Raw genomic sequence first — 21,166 nt, 5'->3', positions numbered from 1 at the left:
CATGCACCGGAAGAAAGGGGGGACCCCCGCGTGCAAAGCATTACCAAGCGCTGGCTGCGGGGCAGCCTGCTCATCACGGTGCTGATCCTGGCCCTGGCCGAAGGGCTGTTCCTGTATTTCTGTTACCAGAACCTCTATGGCGGCATTGAGCGTGCCATGGAAAGCCGGTTCTCCACCTTCATCGGCCGGCTGCAGGCCACCGGCACCGCCGGCGACAGCGACAACAACGCCGCCAGCCGCGCCCAGTCCCTGCGCCGCACGGTGGAACAGTTTGAGGAAAAAGACAAGTTCGAGTTCATGCTGCTGGACCAGAACGGGGTGGTGCTGGCCACCTCCAGCGGCACCATCAACGAGAACCTTACCGAAGGGGTGGACTATTACCACGCCCTGGTCAGCCCGGACGGGGTGGGACGGGCCATCTTCCGCACCCCGGACGGGGAGCGGGTCATGGCGGTCACCGCCCTGGTCCCCTATGACGCGGGCAACATCACCGCCATGCGCCTGGTCACCAGCCTGACCCTGGCCGACCGGCAATGGTGGAACACGGTGCTGCTTTCGGGGGGCATCGTGCTGCTGGCCCTGGCCTTTGCCTTGTGGAGCGGGCTGTTCTTCATCCGGTCCATCGTCCGGCCCCTGGGCCAGGTGGAGGTCATCGCCAACCGCATCGCCGGGGGAGACCTGCAGACCCGCCTGCCCGATACCCGCTACAACGATGAGATCGGCCGGCTGTGCCGCACCATCAACGAGATGGCGGAACACCTGACCGAGACCGAGCGGATGAAAAACGAATTCATCTCCTCGGTGAGCCATGAACTGCGCACCCCCCTGACTTCCATCAAGGGCTGGGTGGAGACTATCGCCAACCTGAAGGATCCCAGCGACGAAAACTACCGCAAGGGCCTGGAGGTCATCGGCGCCGAGACCGACCGCCTGTATGCCATGGTGGAGGAATTGCTGGACTTTTCCCGCCTGCAGAACGGCATCAAGCTGGACTGCCAGGTGCTGGACCTGGTGGCCGAGGCCACCGATGCCGCCCTCTTTGTGGAAGGGCGGATCCGGCAGGAAGGCCTGCGCCTGGTGTATGAGGAACCGCCCGAACCCTTCCCGGTGTGGGCGGACCCCGCCCGCCTGCGCCAGGTGTTCATCAATGTGCTGGACAATGCCATCAAGTATTCGCCCCCCGGCGGGTCGGTCTTTCTCACCCTGACCCGGGGTCCGGCCACCGCCACCGTGTCGGTGCGGGACCAGGGCCGCGGCATCTCCCCCGAAGACCTGGAAAAAGTCAAGGTCAAGTTCTTCAAAGGCAAGAACGCGGTGCGCGGGTCGGGTATCGGTCTGGCGGTGGTGGATGCCATCGTCACCGCCCTGGGCGGCACCACCGACATCACCAGCACCCTGGGGCAGGGCACCACCGTGCTCATCACCCTGCCGCTGTACCGCTCCGGGCAGGAACACCTGCACGAACCCATCTGAAACCAACAAAGGAGACTCTTCGTCTTATGCCGCAAGAATCGCGTCCCACCGAAAAATTCCGTACCAGTGTGGGCGGTCAGGCCCTCATGGAAGGTATCATGATGCGCGGCCCCAAAAAGATCTGCTGCGCCGTGCGCCGTCCGGACGGCACCATCGACCTCACCTTCGAGGAGGTGCACACCCACTGGTACAACCGGGTGCCCCTGGTGCGCGGGGTCTGCAATATGGTGGAAAACCTGCGCAGCGGGTACAAGTACCTGATGCACAGCGCCGACATCGCCCTCACCGAGGAGGAACAGGAAGCCGAGCAGTCCCGTTTTGAAAAGTGGCTGGACGAACACACCGGCCCCGCCTTCCAGAACGCCCTCATGACCATCTCCGCCCTGCTGGGGGTGGTGCTGGCCCTGTTCCTGTTTCTGTATCTGCCCACCTTCCTCACCGGCCTGCTCTCCCAGGTACTGACCCTGGGCCGGTGGCCCCGGGGCATCATCGAAGCCGTCATCAAGCTGGCCCTGTTCCTGGGGTACATGTTCCTGTGCACCCGCACCAAGGAGATCCACCGGGTGTTTGCCTATCACGGTGCCGAACACAAGACCATCGCCTGCTACGAGGCCGGGGAGGCGCTGACGGTGGAAAACATCCGCCGCCATTCCCGCTTCCATCCCCGCTGCGGCACCAGCTTCCTGATCCTGGTGCTGCTCATCAGCATTGTGCTGTACGCGGTGCTGCCCTGGACCAGCACCGGCCTGCGGGTGCTGTACAAACTGGCCATGCTGCCCCTGCTGGTGGCCATCTCCTATGAGGTGCTGCGCTGGTCCGGGCGGTCCAATTCCTGGCTGGCCAGGGCCGTGGCGGTGCCGGGGCTGTGGCTGCAGCGGCTGACCACCTTTGAACCGGAGGACGACATGATCGAGGTGGCCATCGCCGCCGTGACCCCCGTCCTGCCCGAGACCCCGGAGGAGGCCGCCTGGAATCGTGACTGAACTGTCCCTGGCCGGTCTGGCCCCCCGGGATGCCCTGCGGACGGTGCGCACCCGGCTGGAAGAAGCGGGTGTACCCGACGCCGCCTTTGATGCCCGGGAACTCTACCGTCTGGCGGTGGGGCGGGACCCCCGCCTGGATACCGCCCCGCTGCCGCCGGACAAGGCGGCTGCTCTGGCAGCCTTCGCCGCCCGCCGTGCCGGACGGGAACCGCTGCAGTATATTGCAGGGAGCTGGGATTTCCTGGACTTTACCCTGCGGGTGGGCCCCGGGGTCCTCTGTCCCCGGGCGGACACCGAGGTGGTCTGCGAGACCGCCGTGGACCTGCTGGGGAAAATGGCCGTCGCCGGCCCTGTGGTGCTGGACCTGTGCGCCGGCACCGGCTGTCTGGGGCTGGGCGTCCGGCGGTTCGTGCCCGATGCCCGGGTGACCTGCTGGGAGAAAAGCCCGGAAGCTCTGCCTTACCTGCGCCGCAATGCCCGGGAAGCTCTGCCCGGGGCGGAAGTGGCCGTGCACGAAGGGGATGTGCTCATCGGGTGGCGGGACCTGTCCCCCGGGAGTGTGGATCTCATCGTCAGCAATCCGCCCTACCTCACCGGGGCGGAGATGCAGGCTCTCATGCCCGAAACCGCCCGGGAACCGGCCATGGCCCTGGACGGCGGGGCGGACGGGCTGGTCTTTTACCGCTGCCTGACCGGGCCCTGGCAGAAGGTCCTGCGCCCCGGCGGCTGGCTGGTGATGGAGATCGGCTATGCACAGCGGCAGGCCGTGCTGGACCTGGGGGCCCGGAACGGCTGGGTCAACGGCGGCTGCCGGCAGGACTACGGCGGCAACGACCGGGTCATCCTGCTGCAGAAGCCCGGAACAGACCCCGGATCCCCGGCCGGAGACACAACAAATAGTTGTAATCTGCGGCCGGACAGGGTATAATAGGGGCATACAAACCATACCAAAGGCGGGGGAGCGATCCCCCTGAAAAGGAGAAAATACAATGGCAGCCAAAAAAGAAACCAAATCCACCGCCGCACCGGCCGGCGACAAGAAGGCCGCGCTGGAAACGGCCCTGGCCCAGATCGAAAAGCAGTTCGGCAAGGGCGCCGTCATGAAGCTGGGCGCCAATGTGACCATGCAGGTGGATGCCATCTCCACCGGCAGCCTGGGCCTGGATATGGCTCTGGGCATCGGCGGCGTGCCCCGCGGCCGTATCGTGGAGATCTACGGACCCGAATCTTCCGGCAAGACCACCCTGGCGCTGCAGGTGCTGGCCGAAGCCCAGCGCAACGGCGGCGAGGTGGCCTTCATCGACGTGGAACACGCCCTGGATCCCACCTATGCTCGGGCCCTGGGGGTGGACATCGACAGCCTGCTGGTCAGCCAGCCGGACACCGGTGAGCAGGCCATGGAGATCTGCGAAGCCCTGGTCCGCTCCGGTGCCATCGACGCCATCGTGGTGGACTCGGTGGCTGCCATGGTCCCCAAAGCCGAGATCGAGGGCGAGATGGGCGATTCCCACGTGGGCCTGCAGGCCCGCCTGATGAGTCAGGCCCTGCGCAAGCTCACCGGCATCATCGGCAAGACCAACACCGTCTGCATCTTCATCAACCAGCTGCGTGAAAAGGTGGGCGTGGTCTACGGCAGCCCCGAAGTCACCACCGGCGGCCGTGCCCTGAAGTATTATTCCTCGGTGCGGATCGATGTGCGCCGCATTGAAGGCCTGAAGGATTCCAACGGTTCCTTCATCGGCAACCGCACCCGCGCCAAGATCGTCAAGAACAAGGTGGCACCTCCCTTCCGGGAAGCCGAATTCGACATCATGTTCGGCGAAGGCATCTCCAAGGTGGGTGAGATCATCGACCTGGGCGTCAAGCTGGGCATCGTGCAGAAGAGCGGTGCCTGGTTCAACTACGGGGATGTGCGCCTGGGCCAGGGCCGGGACAACGCCAAGCAGTTCCTGAAAGACAACCCCGCCGTGGCCGAGGAGATCGAAAAGATCGTGCGGGAGAACGCTGACCGGCTCATCGCCGCCGGCAAGAAGGGCACCGTCAAGCCCATCGAGAAGGTGGCCACTCCGGTGGCCGCTGCCCCTGCCGCCGAAGAAGCCCCCGCTGCCCCCAAGACCACCGGCAGCGAGGTGGACCTGGATATCATGGTTGACGACTGATGCCGCAGCTGACACAGATTTCCGAGACCAAAAAGGGGCGGTATGCCCTGTTTTTTGACGGAGAGTTCGCCTTTTCCCTGGACGAAGGAACCTTTGCCGACGCCGGCCTGCACAAGGATGACGAGCTGGAACCCTGGCAGATCGAGGAACTGCGCAAGAAAAGCGATACCCGCCGCGCCCTGGACAAGGCCATGGACCTGTTGGCTCTGCGGGACCATGCCGCCGGGGAACTGTACGACAAACTCTGCCGCAGGTTCGACCCCCACAGCGCCGCCGCCGCGGTGGCCAGGGCCGGGGAGCTGGGCCTGCTCAACGACGAGGACTTTGCCCGCCGTCGGGCCGCCGAGCTGCTGCGCAAGCGCAAGAGCCGGCGGGAGATCCTCATGGACCTGAACAAGAAAGGCATCGACCGGGACACCGCCGCCGCGGTGGTGGAAGACCTGGGCGGCGAGGAAGAGGACCCCGACCTGGCCAGCGCCCGGGCCCTGGTACAGCGGCAGTATGCCGCCAAACTGGCCCAGGGCAAGGAACCCCAGGTGGCTGCCGCTCTGGCCCGCCGGGGCTTTTCCCACGGTGTCATCCGCACCGTCCTGCAGGAAGCCCGGGACGAATGACCGCCCCTCATCACACAGATAAAAGGAAACCATCATGACCAAAAACATTGCCATCATCTCCCTGGGCTGCCCCAAAAACCAGGTGGACGCCGACGTTTTCTGCCACGCCCTCCTCAAGGCGGGGCACCAGACTGTGGCCGACCCTGCCCAGGCGGACGTGATCATCGTCAACACCTGCGGCTTCATCCAGTCCGCCAAGGAGGAGGCCATCGAGAACATCCTCATGGCCTGCCAGTACAAACAGCAGAATCCGGACCTGAAGGTCATTGTCACCGGCTGTCTGGCCGAACGCTACAAGCAGCAGATCGCCTCCGAAATGCCGGAGGTGGACGCGGTGGTGGGCATCGGCTCCAACGCCGCCCTGCCCGCCATTGTGGAGCGGGTCTGTGCCGCCGGGGCTGACCGGCTGGAAAGCTACGGCCCCAAGACCGATATGCCCCTGGGCGGCGCCCGGGTCATTTCCACCCCCTCCCATTACGCCTACCTGAAGATCGCCGAAGGCTGCAACAACCGCTGCCGGTACTGCGCCATCCCGCTGATCCGGGGCCCGCTGCGCAGCCGTCCGCTGGAGGACTGCGTGGCCGAAGCCCGCTGGCTGGCCGGAGAAGGGGTGCGGGAGCTCATCGTGGTGGCCCAGGACCCCACCGCCTACGGCGAGGACTGGGGCAAGCCCAGAGCGGTCTGCGAGCTGCTGGACCGGCTGAACGAGATCGACGGCATCCGCTGGATCCGCATCCTGTACGCCTACCCGGAGCGCATCACCGACGAATTCATCGCCGCCATGGTGCGCAACAAAAAGGTGGTGCCCTATCTGGACCTGCCCATCCAGCACTGTGATGACCGGGTCCTCCAGGCCATGAACCGCCGGGGCGGCCGCCGGGAGATCGAGGACGCCATCACCCGGCTGCGGGCGGCCATCCCGGGCCTGACCCTGCGCACCACCCTCATCGCCGGCTTCCCCGGTGAGACGGAGGAGGAGTACGCCGAACTGTGCGACTTCGTCAAAACGGTGCGGTTCGACCGGCTGGGCTGCTTTGCCTACTCGGCGGAAGAAAACACCCCCGCCGCCACCATGGACGGCCAGATCGACGAGGAGGTCAAGCAGCGTCGGGCGGAGCACATCATGGAGATCCAGGCGGATATCAGCGCCGCCGCCATGGCCGCCAAGGTGGGCAAGACCTTCGAGTGCATCTGTGACGGGGTGGACGACGAGACCGGCATGTATCTGCTGCGCACCCAGGCCGACTGCCCGGAAATCGACGGCAACGTGCTGACCCCCGCCGATACCCCCCTGACCCCCGGCGAATTTTACCGCGTGACCATCACCGACAGTGATACATACGACCTGTACGGCTATGTGGAATCCGAGGAGGAGTAAGCAATGAATCTGCCCAACAAGCTGACCCTGCTGCGGGTCGTTCTGGTGCCCGTGTTCATGGTGTTTGCGGCGTATGGCCGCATCGGCACCGCCGCCTACAATCCCAACGCCCATCTGGTGGCGGGCATCGTCTTTGCGGTGGCCAGCCTCACCGACTTCCTGGACGGCTACCTGGCCCGCAAATACCACCTGGTCACCGATTTCGGCAAGTTCATGGACCCCCTGGCGGACAAGATGCTCACCACCGCCGCTTTCATCTACATGCTGGTGGACGGCCTGTGCTCTCCCGTGGTGCTGGCGGTCATCCTCTTCCGGGAATTCGCCGTGGCCGGCGTGCGGATGATCGCCGCCGGGTCCGGCACCGTCATTGCCGCCAACATGTGGGGCAAGGTCAAGACGGTGCTGCAGATGCTCACCGTGCTGTTCTACTACTTCGTGCCCTTCTTCATGGGGGATTCCGACATCATGGCCTTCGGCCTCATCACCCAGGTGCTGTGCTGGCTGGTGGCCCTGGTCACGGTGATCTCCGGCTGTATCTATCTGTGGCAGAACCGCCGCTGTTTCATGCAGGCAAAATAAGACTTTCCGGCCCCTTGCGCCGCTGCGGCGCCGGGGCTATAATGAAACAGCAAGGAAGATCCCGAAACCATCCGGAAAGGAAGCTCCGTTATGCAGATTTTCAACACCCTGACCCGCCAGAAGGAAGAATTCGTCCCCCAGACCCCCGGGGAATACCGCATCTACGTCTGCGGGCCCACGGTCTACAACTATATCCATGTGGGCAACGCCCGCCCCATGATCGTCTTCGACACCCTGCGCCGCTATCTGGAATACCAGGGCAACAAGGTGTATTACGTTTCCAACATCACCGATATTGACGACAAGCTCATCGCCAAGGGCCAGCAGGAGGGCGTCTCCATGCAGGAGGTGGCCCGCAAGTTCGAGGCCGAGTACATCAAGGACTCCGAGGGCCTGAACGTCAAGGAGCCCACCGTCCGCCCCCGTGCCACCGAACATATCGGCGAGATCATCAAGATCGTCAAGGACCTGGTGGCTTCCGGCCACGCCTACCCTGCCCGCAACGGGGACGTGTACTTCCGGGTCAAGTCCGATCCGGGCTACGGCAAGCTGAGCCACCTGAACCTGGACGACCTGGAAAGCGGCAACCGCGCCCTGCGCAGCCAGATGGACGACGACCTGAAGGAAGACCCGGCGGATTTTGCCGTCTGGAAGGCCGCCAAACCCGGCGAGCCCTACTGGGACAGCCCCTGGGGCCACGGCCGCCCCGGCTGGCACATCGAGTGCAGCGCCATGGCCCGCAAGCATCTGGGCAAGACCATTGACCTGCACTGCGGCGGTCAGGACCTGATCTTCCCCCATCATGAAAACGAGATCGCCCAGTCGGAGTGCGCCAACGGCTGCACCTTCAGCCGGTACTGGATGCACAACGGGTTCCTGAACATCAACAACCAGAAGATGTCCAAGAGCGCCAACAACTTCTTCACCGTGCGGGAGATCGCGGACAAGTACGGCTATGAGCCCATCCGGTACTTCATGCTCACCGCCGGCTACCGCATGCCCCTGAACTACACGGTGGAGCTCATCGAAAGCTGCAAGAACTCTCTGGAACGGCTGTATACCTGCCGGGACAACCTGGACTTTGCCATCGAGCATGCCCACGGCACCGACACCACCCTGGCGGAGAAGGCCCAGGAAGCCAGGAAGAAGTTCGTCACCGCCATGGACGATGACCTGAACACCCCCGACGCCCTGGCCGCCATCTTTGAGTTCGTCAAGGAGATCAACACCCTGTCCGATTCCGCGGACAAGGCCAGCCTGCAGGCTGCCGCCGATATGTTCGACGAGCTGACCGGCGTGCTGGGCCTGGTGTACAACCGCAAGACCTCGGCCATCCCCCAGGAAGTCACCGACCTGGTGGCCGAGCGCGCTGCCGCCAAGAAGGCCAAGGACTGGGCCCGTGCCGACGCCATCCGCGCCCAGCTCACCGAGATGGGCTGGAGCGTGGCCGATACCGCCCAGGGCCCCCAGATCAGCAAGCTGTAATCAACAAACCGTCAGGAATGGGCAGACATTGCGCCACGGGGCGCAGCTCATTCCTGTTTTTTGTATCCGGCGCGCACCGCGCCCCTACGGAAAGACCTGCGTATGTACAAAGAACGCCTGAAACTATCCCCGGAGTGGAAAGCCTTCCTGCCGGTGCTGGCCGCTGCCTTTGCGGTGCGGCTGGTGCTGGCCGCCGTGACCCAGGGCTATACCTACGATATGTCCTGCTTCATCGCCTGGGGCGAAAGACTCCTGCATGAAGGTCCTGCCGCCTTTTACAGCGCGGACTACTTTGCGGATTATCCTCCCGGCTACCTGCCGGTGCTGGCCCTGGTGGCGGCGGTGCGGGGGCTGCTCGGCCTGACGGGGGACTCTGCCCCGGGACGGGTGCTGCTGGTTTTGGTGCCCTCCCTGTGCGACTGCGCCATCGCCGCCCTGGTCTACCGGGAAGCGCTGCACGGGGTGAAAGATCCCGCCCAGGCACGGCGCATGGGGATCTTTGCCGCATTCTGTCCGCTGCTGCTCTTTGCCACCGGTGTGTGGAAGCAGGTGGATGCCGCTTTCGTGCTGCCGCTGCTGTTCTGCTTCTGGCTGCTGGAACGCCGCCGGTATCTGCCCGCGGCCTTCCTGTACGGGGTGGCGCTGGCCATCAAACCCCAGGCCCTGCTGGCCGGACCGGTGCTGGCCCTCTGCTTTGTGCTGGGGGTGGCCGACGGGGCAGGGCAGGGGCCCAAGGCCGCTGCCCGGGCGGTGGGCCGCATCTTCGGCGGAGCGGCCCTGGCACTGGCGGTGCCTCTGGCTGCCGGACTGCCCTTCTACGGTCCGGTGCGGCTGCTCCCCTCCCTGGTGGAAAAGTACATCTCCACCTCCTCCGGCTACCCCTACGCCACCATCAACGCCTTCAACTGGTTTGCCGCCCTGGGCGGCAACTGGACCCCGCTGACGGACCCCGTGGTGGGGCCGGTCACCTGGGGCATGCTGGGCACCTTCAACATTGCGGTCCTCACCCTGGCCGTGCTGGCCCTGGGCATCATCGCCTGGGCCGCCGACCGCAAAGCCCCCCGGGAAAAACGCCGGTTTTCCCCGCTGCTGCTGGCCGGCTTCTATCTGGTGGGCATCTTCACCTTCGCCCACTGCATGCATGAGCGCTATCTGGTGCCCGGTATGCTGCTGGTATTGCTGGCCGCCGCCCGCTGGAACGACCTGCGCCTGTACGGGGTCGCCTTCGGGCTCTCCCTCACCGGCTTCCTGAACCTGGCCGCCGTCTACACCCAGGTTGGCACCGAGGACGAATGGCTCACCTCCGCCGCCAGCCGGCTGTTCACCCAGCTGGTGGGCTTTGCCGAGACCGCCGCCTTCGTGCTGCTGGCCTTTACCGCCTGGACCCTATGCCGCCACGGCCTGACCTCCCCCATGGGACCCCGGATGGGCCGGAGCGGGGAACGGACGCTGCGGTTTTCCCGGGCGGCCCAGAGCATCGCCCTGCCCGACACCCAGCCCCGCTGGACCCGGCGGGAGGTGCTGGCCCTGCTGGGGCTCACCGCCGCCACCGCGGTGCTCAGCTTCACCTACCTGGGCAGCCTGACCGCCCCCCAGAACCCGCTGGATGCCACCGACACCACCGTGACCCAGACCGTCACCCTGCAGGGGGACGCCGCCGAACTGTGGATCTACCCCGGCATCAGCACGGGGGGCAGCCTGACCGTTACCCTGAACAGCGGCATGGACCTGTACACCCAGGAACTGGGATACTCCACCGTTTTCAGCTGGGAGTCGGTGTCCATGCAGATCCCTGCAGGCACCACCCTGCAGATCACGGTGAACAACGCCCAGATCTTTGAACTGGCCCTGCGTTCCGCTGACGGTTCCCTGGTGCCGGTGGAGGGCGGGGGCGAGATGTTCGACGAACAATCCGCCGTGCCCGAAACCATCAGCCAGCTGAACAGCATGTACTTTGATGAGATCTACCACGGCCGTACCGGGTATGAACTGCTCCACGCCCTGAAAGTGTACGAGACCACCCACCCGCCTCTGGGCAAGGATTTCATCATGCTGGGCATTGCCCTCTTCGGCATGACCGGCTTCGGCTGGCGGTTCTCCGGCACCCTGTTCGGGGTACTGCTGGTGCCCCTGGCCTGGTGCTTCGGCCGCCGCCTCACCCGCCGTGTGTGGGCGGGGGCGCTGGCCGGGTGCCTGCTGGCGCTGGACTTCATGCGCTTTGCCCAGAGCCGCATCGCCACCATTGATATCTACGGCACCTTCTTCATCCTGCTGGGGGCCTACTTCATGCTGTGGTACTGCCAGAGCGTGCTGGAAAAAGGGGTCATGAAATCCCTGTGGCCCATGGCCCTGGGGGGACTGGCCTTCGGGCTGGGCTGTGCCTCCAAGTGGACCGGCATCTATGCCGGGGCGGGACTGGCCATCCTCTACCTGGGGGTGCTGTACGCCCGGTGGAAGCAGCACAAGCCCGGTTTCTGGCGGGAATTCCGCACCGCCGCCCTGGGCGGCGTCATGTTCTATGTGCTGCTGCCTTTTGTGATCTATCTGGCCTCCTACCTGCCCTACCTCTGGCGGGACCCCTCCTTCGGACTCAAGGACTGGTGGGACTGCCAGACCTATATGTTCTGGTACCACTCCACCCTCAAGGCCACCCATCCCTTTGAGAGCCGCTGGTACACCTGGCTGCTGGGGCTGCGCCCGGTGTGGTATTACCAGAACACCCACCTGGCTGCCGGACTCAAGGGCAGCATCGCGGGCCTGGGCGGACCGGTCATCTGGCTGGCGGGGCTGGCGGCCATCCTGCTGCTGTTCTGGCGGCAGATCAGCGGCCGGGGCACCCGCACCGGCATGGGGGTGCTGATCCTCTACGCCACCCAGCTGGTGCCCTGGATGCTGGTCACCCGCTGCACCTTCCTGTACCACTATTTCCCCAGCTCCCTGTTCTGTCTGGCAGCCATCGTGCTGGTGCTGGGGGGCGCCCGCAACCAGCAGCGGGCCAAGCGCATCGGCGTGGGGCTGACGGCGGCATCCCTGGTGCTGTTCGTGGCCTACTACCCGGCCTTGTCCGGTCTGCCGGTGCCGGAATTCTGGGCCCGGTGCCTGGAAATCCTTCCCAGCTTCGGATTTTATTGAGAGCAGAACGGCTCCTGCCTGCAGGCGGGGGCCGTTTTTGGTTTCTGCAAAGGATTTCTGGTTGTAAACACTGGCCCGCCTTTGTTGGCGGGGGCGGGGACGCTGTGGTATAATAAACAGCAAGTCATACAGCAAAAGGGGGAAATGACCGCATGCCGGATATTCTGGTGGTGGATGATGAACGGGAAATTGCCGACCTGGTGGGGGTGTACCTGCGCAACGAGGCCTTCACGGTGCGCACCGCCGCCACCGCCGCCGAAGCGCTGGACGCCATCCGGCAGTCCCCGCCCGACCTGGCCCTGCTGGACGTGATGCTGCCGGATATGGACGGCTTTGCCCTGTGCCAGCAGATCCGGCGGGAACATCTTTTCCCCATCATCATGCTCACCGCCCGGGTGCAGGATATGGACAAGATCACCGGCCTGACCCTGGGGGCGGACGATTACATCACCAAGCCCTTCAATCCCCTGGAACTGGTGGCCCGGGTCAAGGGCCAGCTGCGGCGGTACATCCGGTACAATCCTGCCGGGGCCGCCGCGCCCGCCGACCCGGAGGAATACGACATCCACGGGCTGGCCATCGCCAAAAACTCCCACAAATGCACCCTGTACGGCAAAGAGGTGGCCCTGACGCCGTTGGAATTTTCCATCCTGTGGTATCTGTGCAGCCACCGGGGCAAGGTGGTCTCCAGCGAAGAGCTGTTCGAGGCGGTGTGGGGCGAAAAATACCTGGACAGCAACAACACCGTGATGTCCCACATCGCCCGCCTGCGGGAAAAACTGGGCGAAGCGCCGCGGCATCCCAAGTTCATCAAGACCGTGTGGGGGGTGGGCTACACCGTTGAATAAGCTTTTCAAAAAGCGGCGGGGCACCCGCAAACCCCGCACGCCCTACTACGGCCGCAGCCCCATGGGTCTGCTGGCCCTCTACCTGCTGGCCATACTGGGGGTGGTGCTGGGCATCGTTCTGCTCTTTTTTGCGGGCTATGCCCTGTATCGTTCCATCCGGGACCTGTACTGGACCAGCTTTGAGGACGCCCGCCTCTTTCCCGTCCAGATGCTCCTGCTGGGGTTGTACAGCGTGGCCCGGTTCGTGCGGGACATCGCCCTGTTCCTGGTCTGGATGCTGCTGGCCGTGGGCTGGATGGCAGTGACCTATCTGTTTTTGCGGTGGGGGCAGCGGGACCTGAGCCGGGTCATTGCCATGGCCGACCGCCTGACCGATCCCTCCAAAGGGGAGATCGAACTGCCTCCCGCCCTGGCAGAAGCCGAAGTGCGGCTGAAGCTGGCCCGCCAGAAGGCCCTGACCGACGCCGCTGCCGCCCGGGAAGCGGAACAGCGGAAAAACGACCTGATCATGTACCTGGCCCATGACCTGAAAACCCCGCTGACCAGCGTCATCGGCTACCTGACCCTGCTGCAGGACGAACCCCAGATCAGCACCGAGATGCGGGCCCGGTATACCGGCATTGCCCTGCACAAGGCCCAGCGCCTGGAAGACCTGATCAACGAATTCTTTGAGATCACCCGGTTCAATCTTTCCCGCCTGGAACTGGACACCCAGCCGGTGGACCTGAAACGGCTGCTGGAACAGGTGGCCAGCGAGTTTGAACCGGTGTTCCGGGAAAAAGAGCTGCACTGCACCCTGGACCTGCCCGCCGAGCTGCGGTGCGAAGGGGACCCGGACAAACTGGCCCGGGTGTTCGACAATCTTCTGCGCAACGCCGAACATTACAGCTTCCCCGGCACCTGTGTGCAGGTCCGGGCGGAGCAGGGGGCGGACACCGTCACCCTGCAGTTCACCAATGCCGGACGCACCATCCCGCCGGAAAAGCTGGACCGTCTGTTTGAGCAGTTCTTCCGGCTGGATTCCTCCCGGGGCACCTCCTCCGGCGGGGCGGGGCTGGGGCTGGCCATCGCCCGCCAGATCGTCCAGACCCACGGCGGCACCATCCGGGCCGACAGCGCCGACAACACCATCACCTTCACCGTCACCCTGCCTGCCGCAAGAAATTCGTAAGAATTTCGCATACAAATCACAAACACCCCGCAAGGCGGCCTGCAAACAACCCGCGCCCTGTTTTGCTACCATAAAGGAGCAAGGCAGGGCGCTTTGTGCTGGCAAAATTTCTGCGTCCTGCAAGGAGGAATCCCCATGCATGCACGCAAAATCCTGGTGTTTTTCGGCGGCTGCTCCACCGAGTATGCCGTTTCTCTGCAGTCGGCGACCGCCGTGCTGGAAAATCTCGACCCTGCCCGCTGGGCCCCGGTGCCGGTGGGCATCACCCGGGAAGGGGAGTGGCTGTACTATACCGGCCCCCTCCCGGCCATTCCCGCCGATACCTGGCACAAGGACCAACTCCACTGCGTCCCCTGCACCCTGAACGCCGCCCGGGGCGCCGGGGGACTGTGGCTGGCCGACGGCCGCCGCATTGCCTTTGATGCGGCCTTCCCGGTACTTCACGGCAAAAACGGGGAGGACGGCACCCTGCAGGGGTTGCTGGAACTGGCCGGGGTGCCCCTGATCGGCTGCGGCTGTCTGGCGGGTGCCCTGTGCATGGACAAGGACCGGGCCCACAAGCTGGCCGCCCTGGCCGGGGTGGCGGTGCCCAAGAGTGCGGTGTTCCCCCGGGGAACCGACCCGCAGGAGATCCTGTCCGCCGCCGAAGCCATCGGCTGGCCGGTGTTCGTCAAGCCGGTGCGGGCGGGCTCCTCCTTCGGCATCAGCCGGGTGGAAGGCCCCGACGCCCTGGCCCCGGCGGTGGCGGAGGCCTTCCGCCACGATGACGAAGTCCTGCTGGAAGAGACTATCCCCGGCTTTGAGGTGGGCTGCGGGGTCATGGGCAACCCGGGCGGGCCGCTGACCGTGGGGGCGGTGGACGAGATCGAACTGGCCCCCGCCGACGTGCTCTTTGATTATACCGAGAAATACACCCTGCGCCATGCGGCCATCCACTGTCCCGCCCGCATCCCGGACTCCACCGCCGCCCGCATCCAGAACGCTGCCAAAGCGGTGTACCGGGCCCTGGGCTGCCGGGGCTTTGCCCGGGTGGACCTCTTTCTCACCCCGGACGGCCGCATCATCTTCAATGAGGTGAACACCATCCCGGGGCTCACCTCCCACAGCCGGTTCCCGGCCATGATGCGGCAGGCGGGGTATTCGTTCCCGGCCTTGCTGGACAGGCTGGTGGAACTGGGGGTGGAAGCATGACCCCCGCCGACCTGCACCTGACAGCCGCCGCTTGCCGCAAGGGCAGCCTGATCCTGGTCAACCGGGACCATCCCCTGCGGGAGGAACTGATCCCCGACCTGGTTCCCCTCACCGGCGGCTGGCCGGACCAGCACCTGGACCGCACCGCCGCCCGGATGCTGGCCGCCGCCATCCGGGCAGTGCACGGGGAAGGGCAGATCCTGCCGGTGTCCGGCTGGCGCAGCCAGGAGGAACAGCAGGCCATCTGGGACGGCTCTCTCACCGACCATGGCCCGGACTTTACTGCCCGGTATGTGGCCCGCCCGGGGTGCAGCGAGCACCAGACCGGTCTGGCGGTGGACCTGGCCCTCAGCGCCGACAAGATCGACTTCATCCGCCCGGAATTCCCTTACGACGGGGTGTGCGGGGCCTTCCGCCGGGTGGCCGCCCGGTACGGTTTTGTGGAACGATACACCGAAGAAAAACAGGACAAAACCGGTATTGCCGCCGAGCCCTGGCATTTCCGGTATGTGGGGGTGCCCCACGCCGCCATCCTCACCGATGCGGGCATCTGCCTGGAGGAATACCCTGCCTTCCTGCGGGAGGCACCCCGGGTGGTCCGGCTGGAAAACGGCCGCCGGGTACAGGTGCGGTATCTGCCCTTCTGCGGCACCGGCACCACCCGCCCCGCTCCGGGGCCCTGCTGGCAGCTGTCCGGCACCAACGAGGGCGGGTTCATCCTGACGGTGTGGGAGGGACAGCCATGAACAGACAACCCCTCCCGTCCCTGGACCGGTTCCGGCTGCTGGCCGCCGTGCTGGTGGTGGCCATCCACACCGGCCCGCTGGGCAGCTTTTCCCCGGTGGCGGACCTGTGGCTGACCCGGGTGCTGGCCCGGGTGGCGGTGCCTTACTTCGCCATGGTCAGCGGGTATTTTCTGGCCCGGGGCCACTGGCAGGGCACCGGGCGTCTGTGGCGGCACACCCTGGGGCTGTATGCCGCATCGGTGCTGCTGTACCTGCCCCTGAACCTGTATGCGGGCAACCCTGTGGGGTGGCGGGAGCTGGTGTTCAACGGAACCTTCTACCACCTGTGGTATCTGCCCGCCCTGCTGCTGGCCCTGCCCATTGCCCGTCTGCTGGCCGGAACCGGCCGGACCGGGTGGGCCGTGGCCGGTCTGCTGTATCTCATCGGCCTGGGCGGGGACAGTTATTACGGGCTGGCCGGACAGCTGCCGGGATTGGGGGCCCTGTATGAGGCGGTATTCCTTTTCTGGGACTACACCCGCAACGGGCTGTTCCTGCTGCCCCTCTTTCTGCTGCTGGGGGCGGCCTTTGCCCCGCGGCCGGTGCCCGCGGCCTGCCCCAGCACCTGGCTGTTCCTGGCGGGTCTGGGCGCCATGACATTGGAAAGTCTGGCCCTGCACACGGCCGGCATCCCCCGGCACGACAGCATGTATCTTTTCCTGCCCCTGACCATGTGGGGGCTCTTCGGGCTGCTGCTGGCGGTCAACGGCGGGCAGGACCGGGCGGTGCGCCGCACGGCTGCCCTGGTGTATATCCTGCATCCCTGGTGCATCGTGGCGGTGCGGGGGGCGGCCCGGTTCCTGGGCCTGCGGGGATTGCTGGTGGAAAATTCTCTCGTCCACTTCGCGGTGGTGGTGCCGCTCAGCGTGGCCCTGGCCTTTGCGCTGCAATCCCTCACCGGCCGCCACACCCTGCCCCCGGACGTCCGGGCGTGGCGGGAGATCGACCTGGCCGCCCTGCGCCAGAATACCGCCCTGCTGCGGGATGCCCTGCCTGCCTCCTGCGCTCTCATGGCGGTGGTCAAGGCGGACGCCTACGGCCACGGGGCGGTGCCGGTGGCCCGGACTTTGCAGCGGGAAGGCATCCGCCTCTTTGCGGTGGCCTGCCTGTCGGAAGGCATCCGGCTGCGCAAGGCAGACATCCGGGGGGATATCCTGATCCTGGGCTGGACCGACCCGGCCCAGGCCCCGGTGCTGCGCCGCTGGCGCCTGTGTGCCACGGTGGCGGACGCGGACCACGGTCGGGCTCTCTCGGCCCAGGGGGTGCCGGTCCGGGTGCATCTGGCGGTGGATACAGGCATGCACCGGCTGGGCATTCCGGCGGAGGAGATCGGCACGCTGGCGGAGCTGTTTGCCCTGCCCCATCTTCGGGTGGAAGGGGTGTACAGCCATCTGTGCACCTCCGACGGTACCTCCCAAGGGGACCGGGCCTTTGCCCGACAACAGACCGGAACCTTTGTGCGTACCCTGGCCCTGCTCCGGGGGATGGGGCTGGACCCGGGGCTGACCCACCTGCAGGCCAGCTACGGCATCCTAAACCCCGCCTGCACCGCAGGCCACACCTTCGGCGCTGCCCGACCGGGGCTGCTTCTCTACGGGGTGTACAGTGACAGCAACCCGGTGGACCATCCGCTGCCCCTGCGGCCGGTGCTCAGCCTGCGGGCCCGGGTGGCGGCGGTGCATCGGGTCCCGGCGGGGGAGGGGGCCGGGTACGGTCTGGCCTTCACCGCACGGCGGGATACCTGTCTGGCGGTGCTGGCCATCGGGTACGCCGACGGCCTGCCCCGGAACTATGGCGCCCAGGGGGGCGTGGTGCTGCTCCACGGTGCCCGCTGCCCGGTGGTGGGGCGGGTGTGCATGGACCAGATGCTGGTGGACGCCACCGACCTGCCCACCCCGCCCAAAGCGGGGGAGTGTGCCACCCTCATCGGCACCGACGGCGCCGGGACCCTGCGGGCGGAGGAGGTGGCGGTCGCCTGCGGCACCATCACCAATGAGCTGCTCTCCCGCCTGGGCTCCCGGCTGGGCCTGCTGGTGCGGGACATATAAAAAGCGCCGGGTGCTTCCCCAGACAGGGAGGCACCCGGCGCTTGTTGTGGGTGATGCCAGAATATCAGGTATCGGAATCCAGCTTGAGCACGGCGGTGAAGGCCTCACTGGGCAGGGTTACGCTGCCCAGCTGGCGCATCTTCTTCTTGCCGGCTTTCTGCTTTTCCAGCAGTTTTTTCTTGCGGGTGATGTCGCCGCCGTAGCACTTGGCCAGCACGTCCTTGCGCATGGCCTTGACCGTCTCCCGGGCGATGATCTTGCCGCCCACCGCTGCCTGGATGGGAATTTCAAACAGGGCGCGGGGGATGTTCTCCTTCAGCTTCTCGCAGATGCGGCGGCCCTTGGCGTAGGCGTTGTCGCTGAAGACGATCATGGACAAAGCGTCCACCGGCTCGCCGTTGAGCAGGAAGTCCAGCTTCACCAGATTGGACTGGTGCCAGTCCTCCCACTCGTAGTCGTAGCTGGCATAGCCCCGGCTGCGGCTCTTGATGGCGTCAAAAAAATCGTAGACGATCTCGCCCAAAGGCAGCTGGTAGTGCAGGTCCACACGGGTCTCGTCCATATATTTCATGTCCACCAGCACGCCCCGCTTCTGCTGGCACAGGTCCATCAGCGGGCCCACATAGTCGTTGGGGGTGTAGATGTGGGCGTTGACGAAGGGTTCCTCCGCCTTTTCGATGCGGGTGGGGTCGGGGTAGGCGGAAGGATTGTCGATGATCTCCACCGTGCCGTCGGTCAGGGTCAGGCGGTACTGAACACCGGGGGTGGTGGTGATCAGATCCAGGTCAAATTCCCGCTCCAGCCGCTCGGTGATGATCTCCATGTGCAGCAGCCCCAGGAACCCGCACCGGAAGCCGAAGCCCAGCGCCGCGCTGGTCTCGGGCTCAAAGCTCAGGCTGGCGTCGTTGAGCTGCAGCTTTTCCAGCGCGTCCTTCAGGTCGGGATAGTCGGCGCCGTCGGCGGGGTAGATGCCGCAGAACACCATGGGGGTCACCTTGCGGAAACCGGGCATGGGCTCGGCAGTGGGGTTGGCGGCCAGGGTGACGGTATCGCCCACCCGGGTATCCCGCACCGTCTTGATGCTGGCGGTCAGGTAGCCGACCTCGCCGGCTTTCAGACAGTCGCAGGGGGCCAGGGCGGTGGCGCCCATGTGGCCCACCTCCACCAGCTGGAACTGGGCGCCGGTGTGCATCAGCTTGATGGTGTCGCCCGGACGCACGGTGCCCTCGAACACCCGGATGTAGACAATGACGCCCTTGTAGCTGTCGTAGACGCTGTCAAAGATCAGGGCCTTCAGGGGGGCATTCTCGTCCCCCGTGGGGGCGGGGACGTCCTGCACCACCCGTTCCAGCACGTCCTTGATGCCGATGCCCAGCTTGGCGGACACCCGGGGGGCGTCCTCGCAGGGCAGGCCGATGATGTCCTCCACCTCCTTGGCGGCGGTGTCGGGGTCGGCGCTGGGCAGGTCGATCTTGTTCAGGATGGGCACCACTTCCAGGTTGTGGTCGATGGCCATATAGCAGTTGGCCAGGGTCTGGGCCTCCACGCCCTGGCTGGCGTCCACCACCAGCACCGCGCCCTCACAGGCGGCCAGACTGCGGCTGACCTCGTAGGAAAAGTCCACGTGGCCCGGGGTGTCGATGAGGTTGAACATATAGGTCTTGCCGTCATCGGCCTTGTAGTGCATGGTCACGGCCCGGGCCTTGATGGTGATGCCCCGCTCCCGTTCCAGCTCCATGTCGTCCAGGATCTGGTCCTCCATGGTGCGTTTGTCCACACTGTCGGTCAGTTCCAGAATCCGGTCGGACAAGGTGCTCTTGCCGTGGTCGATGTGTGCGATGATGCAGAAATTGCGGATGGTATCCTGTGCCATTAACCTTCCTCCAAGTTGTTCCAGATGCTCACCGGTTTGCCGTCCTGCATGTACAGGCGGGGCACCCGGCGGGAAATGCCGCACACCACCTCATAGTTGATGGTGCCGGCCTTTTGCGCAATGGTATCGGCGGTGTCGGCGCCGCCGGGACCGAAGACGGTCACCTCGTCCCCCATGGCGGCTTCGGGAATGTCGGTCACGTCAATGACCGTCTGGTCCATGCACACCCGCCCCAGCACCGGGGCCGGCTTGCCGTGGACCGTCATTACCCCGCCCCCGGCGCTGCCGGACAACAGACGGGGATAACCGTCGGCATAGCCCACGCTGACGGTGGCTATCCGGCGGGGTGTCTGGGCGGTGTAGGTACGGCCGTAGCACACCGACTGCCCGTCCTGCAGGGTCTTGACCTGGGTGATGACGGTTTTCAGGGTCATCACCGGGCGCAGGGCGTCAAACTGTACCTGGGGGCTGGGGTTCAGCCCGTACAGGATGATGCCCGCCCGGGTCATCCGGGCCCGCCATTCGGGGTGGCGCAGCTGGGCGGCGCTGTTGGCGCAGTGGGTGGTGCCGGTGTCCAGCCCGTCGGCCTGCAGGGCCTGCACCGTGCGGGCGAACAGAGCGTGCTGCTCGTCGGTGTAGGTCTCGTCGTCGGGCTCGGTGCTGTCCGCCACCGCAAAATGCTGGAACACCCCGGTGATGCGCAGCCCGGGCAGGGTGTAGCAGTGCTCCATCTCCTTCAGGGCTTCGTCAAAGCCGGACCGCACCGCAAAGCCGATGCGCCCCATGCCGGTGTCCACCTTCAGGTGGCAGTCCACCGTGACACCGGCCGCCACCGCCGCCTGGGAAAGGGCAGCGGCGTATTCGGTGGAAAACAGTGCCTGGGTGATCTGCTCCCTTGCCAGGTCGGCGGCAAAGGCAGGGGAGGTGTATCCCAGGATCATCACCGGGCGGGTGATGCCGTGACGGCGCAGATGCTTGGCTTCGCCCAGACAGCTCACCGCAAAGCCCGCCGCCCCGGCGGGCTCCAGGGCCCGGGCCACCGCCACCGCGCCATGGCCGTAGGCGTCGGCCTTGACCACCGCGCACACCGGCCCGCCCACCTGGCGGCGGATATACTCATAATTGGCCCGCAGGGCATCGAGATCAATCTCGGCCCAGCAGTGCTTTTCAAAACGGGATGTGTTCAAACCCAACCACCTCGTATCTTCGGGATGCCTGTTTCTGGCCATATACCTTACTATTATACCACACACCATCCTGTTTGAGAAGTACGCCGGCCCAGCGGAACAAAATCAAAAATGCCGTAAAAGAAAATGGGAGAAAGCAAGAGTAAACAAGAGAAAACGAGAGCTACACAGGAATAAATGAAAAAAACATGCCCGAAACCGTTGACTTGTCCGGCCGGGTCTGTTATAATCACTCTTGCGCTAAAAAACGTCCCAAAGGA

At 65.3% G+C, this 21,166-nt stretch carries 16 protein-coding genes; 14 read left to right on the top strand and 2 right to left on the bottom strand.

Annotated features, from left to right (window positions below):
- Positions 1-30: 30 nt before the first annotated feature.
- From AC127K_RS04880 to alr (AC127K_RS04815), 14 genes are all read left to right on the top strand, one after another.
- Positions 31-1,473, top strand: a complete 1,443-nt coding sequence (locus AC127K_RS04880; protein WP_483721771.1) for a HAMP domain-containing sensor histidine kinase — start codon at positions 31-33, stop codon at positions 1,471-1,473.
- Between the two features lie 26 nt (positions 1,474-1,499).
- Entirely contained in the window at positions 1,500-2,456 is a 957-nt protein-coding gene (locus AC127K_RS04875; protein WP_483721770.1) for a DUF1385 domain-containing protein, read from the top strand.
- Positions 2,449-3,384, top strand: coding sequence for a peptide chain release factor N(5)-glutamine methyltransferase (gene prmC / locus AC127K_RS04870; protein ID WP_483721769.1), 936 nt, complete (start codon positions 2,449-2,451; stop codon positions 3,382-3,384). The genes AC127K_RS04875 and prmC overlap by 8 nt, the downstream gene beginning before the upstream one ends.
- Positions 3,385-3,445: 61 nt before the next feature.
- Positions 3,446-4,615: a recombinase RecA gene (gene recA / locus AC127K_RS04865; protein ID WP_294539662.1), complete on the top strand. Its 1,170-nt coding sequence runs from the start codon at positions 3,446-3,448 to the stop codon at positions 4,613-4,615.
- On the top strand, positions 4,615-5,229 hold the full coding sequence (locus tag AC127K_RS04860) for a regulatory protein RecX (protein WP_483721768.1): 615 nt from the start codon (positions 4,615-4,617) through the stop codon (positions 5,227-5,229). The genes recA and AC127K_RS04860 overlap by 1 nt, the downstream gene beginning before the upstream one ends.
- Positions 5,230-5,263: 34 nt before the next feature.
- Entirely contained in the window at positions 5,264-6,607 is a 1,344-nt protein-coding gene (gene rimO, locus AC127K_RS04855; protein ID WP_483721767.1) for a 30S ribosomal protein S12 methylthiotransferase RimO, read from the top strand.
- A gap of 3 nt (positions 6,608-6,610) precedes the next feature.
- On the top strand, positions 6,611-7,186 hold the full coding sequence (gene pgsA, locus AC127K_RS04850; protein WP_483721765.1) for a CDP-diacylglycerol--glycerol-3-phosphate 3-phosphatidyltransferase: 576 nt from the start codon (positions 6,611-6,613) through the stop codon (positions 7,184-7,186).
- A gap of 90 nt (positions 7,187-7,276) precedes the next feature.
- A complete protein-coding gene (gene cysS, locus AC127K_RS04845; RefSeq protein ID WP_294539674.1) occupies positions 7,277-8,671 on the top strand; it encodes a cysteine--tRNA ligase in 1,395 nt (464 codons plus the stop codon).
- A gap of 102 nt (positions 8,672-8,773) precedes the next feature.
- Positions 8,774-11,803 carry a phospholipid carrier-dependent glycosyltransferase gene (locus AC127K_RS04840; RefSeq protein ID WP_483721764.1) on the top strand — a complete coding sequence of 1,010 codons (3,030 nt, stop codon included), beginning with the start codon at positions 8,774-8,776 and terminating at the stop codon, positions 11,801-11,803.
- A 152-nt stretch (positions 11,804-11,955) separates the two neighbouring features.
- Positions 11,956-12,651, top strand: coding sequence for a VanR-ABDEGLN family response regulator transcription factor (gene vanR / locus AC127K_RS04835; protein ID WP_294539679.1), 696 nt, complete (start codon positions 11,956-11,958; stop codon positions 12,649-12,651).
- Positions 12,644-13,822 carry a sensor histidine kinase gene (locus tag AC127K_RS04830; protein ID WP_483721762.1) on the top strand — a complete coding sequence of 393 codons (1,179 nt, stop codon included), beginning with the start codon at positions 12,644-12,646 and terminating at the stop codon, positions 13,820-13,822. Before vanR ends, AC127K_RS04830 begins: the two co-directional genes overlap by 8 nt.
- Positions 13,823-13,957: 135 nt before the next feature.
- Complete coding sequence (locus tag AC127K_RS04825; RefSeq protein ID WP_483721761.1) at positions 13,958-15,013, top strand: D-alanine--D-alanine ligase family protein; 1,056 nt, start codon at positions 13,958-13,960, stop codon at positions 15,011-15,013.
- Positions 15,010-15,759, top strand: a complete 750-nt coding sequence (locus AC127K_RS04820; protein ID WP_483721760.1) for a M15 family metallopeptidase — start codon at positions 15,010-15,012, stop codon at positions 15,757-15,759. Before AC127K_RS04825 ends, AC127K_RS04820 begins: the two co-directional genes overlap by 4 nt.
- Positions 15,756-17,846, top strand: coding sequence for an alanine racemase (gene alr / locus AC127K_RS04815; protein WP_483721759.1), 2,091 nt, complete (start codon positions 15,756-15,758; stop codon positions 17,844-17,846). The genes AC127K_RS04820 and alr (AC127K_RS04815) overlap by 4 nt, the downstream gene beginning before the upstream one ends.
- Before the next feature lie 64 nt (positions 17,847-17,910).
- Here alr (AC127K_RS04815) and lepA read toward each other — a convergent pair whose 3' ends face one another.
- Entirely contained in the window at positions 17,911-19,719 is a 1,809-nt protein-coding gene (lepA, locus tag AC127K_RS04810; protein WP_483721758.1) for a translation elongation factor 4, read from the bottom strand.
- Positions 19,719-20,906 carry an alanine racemase gene (gene alr, locus AC127K_RS04805; protein WP_483721757.1) on the bottom strand — a complete coding sequence of 396 codons (1,188 nt, stop codon included), beginning with the start codon at positions 20,904-20,906 and terminating at the stop codon, positions 19,719-19,721. Before alr (AC127K_RS04805) ends, lepA begins: the two co-directional genes overlap by 1 nt.
- Between the last annotated feature and the right edge of the window lie 260 nt (positions 20,907-21,166).

This window comes from Subdoligranulum sp. DSM 23681, from assembly GCF_057005535.1.
This window is presented reverse-complemented; position numbering and strand designations above follow the sequence as displayed.

Bases quoted from the DNA above. Each gene is read 5' to 3' on its own strand.
- AC127K_RS04875 (WP_483721770.1), top strand. From the start codon at position 1,500: ATGCCGCAAGAATCGCGTCCCACCGAAAAATTCCGTACCAGTGTGGGC.
- recA (WP_294539662.1), top strand. From the start codon at position 3,446: ATGGCAGCCAAAAAAGAAACCAAATCCACCGCCGCACCGGCCGGCGAC.
- AC127K_RS04860 (WP_483721768.1), top strand. From the start codon at position 4,615: ATGCCGCAGCTGACACAGATTTCCGAGACCAAAAAGGGGCGGTATGCC.
- rimO (WP_483721767.1), top strand. From the start codon at position 5,264: ATGACCAAAAACATTGCCATCATCTCCCTGGGCTGCCCCAAAAACCAG.
- pgsA (WP_483721765.1), top strand. From the start codon at position 6,611: ATGAATCTGCCCAACAAGCTGACCCTGCTGCGGGTCGTTCTGGTGCCC.
- cysS (WP_294539674.1), top strand. From the start codon at position 7,277: ATGCAGATTTTCAACACCCTGACCCGCCAGAAGGAAGAATTCGTCCCC.
- AC127K_RS04840 (WP_483721764.1), top strand. From the start codon at position 8,774: ATGTACAAAGAACGCCTGAAACTATCCCCGGAGTGGAAAGCCTTCCTG.
- vanR (WP_294539679.1), top strand. From the start codon at position 11,956: ATGCCGGATATTCTGGTGGTGGATGATGAACGGGAAATTGCCGACCTG.
- AC127K_RS04825 (WP_483721761.1), top strand. From the start codon at position 13,958: ATGCATGCACGCAAAATCCTGGTGTTTTTCGGCGGCTGCTCCACCGAG.
- AC127K_RS04820 (WP_483721760.1), top strand. From the start codon at position 15,010: ATGACCCCCGCCGACCTGCACCTGACAGCCGCCGCTTGCCGCAAGGGC.
- alr (WP_483721759.1), top strand. From the start codon at position 15,756: ATGAACAGACAACCCCTCCCGTCCCTGGACCGGTTCCGGCTGCTGGCC.
- lepA (WP_483721758.1), bottom strand. From the start codon at position 19,719: ATGGCACAGGATACCATCCGCAATTTCTGCATCATCGCACACATCGAC.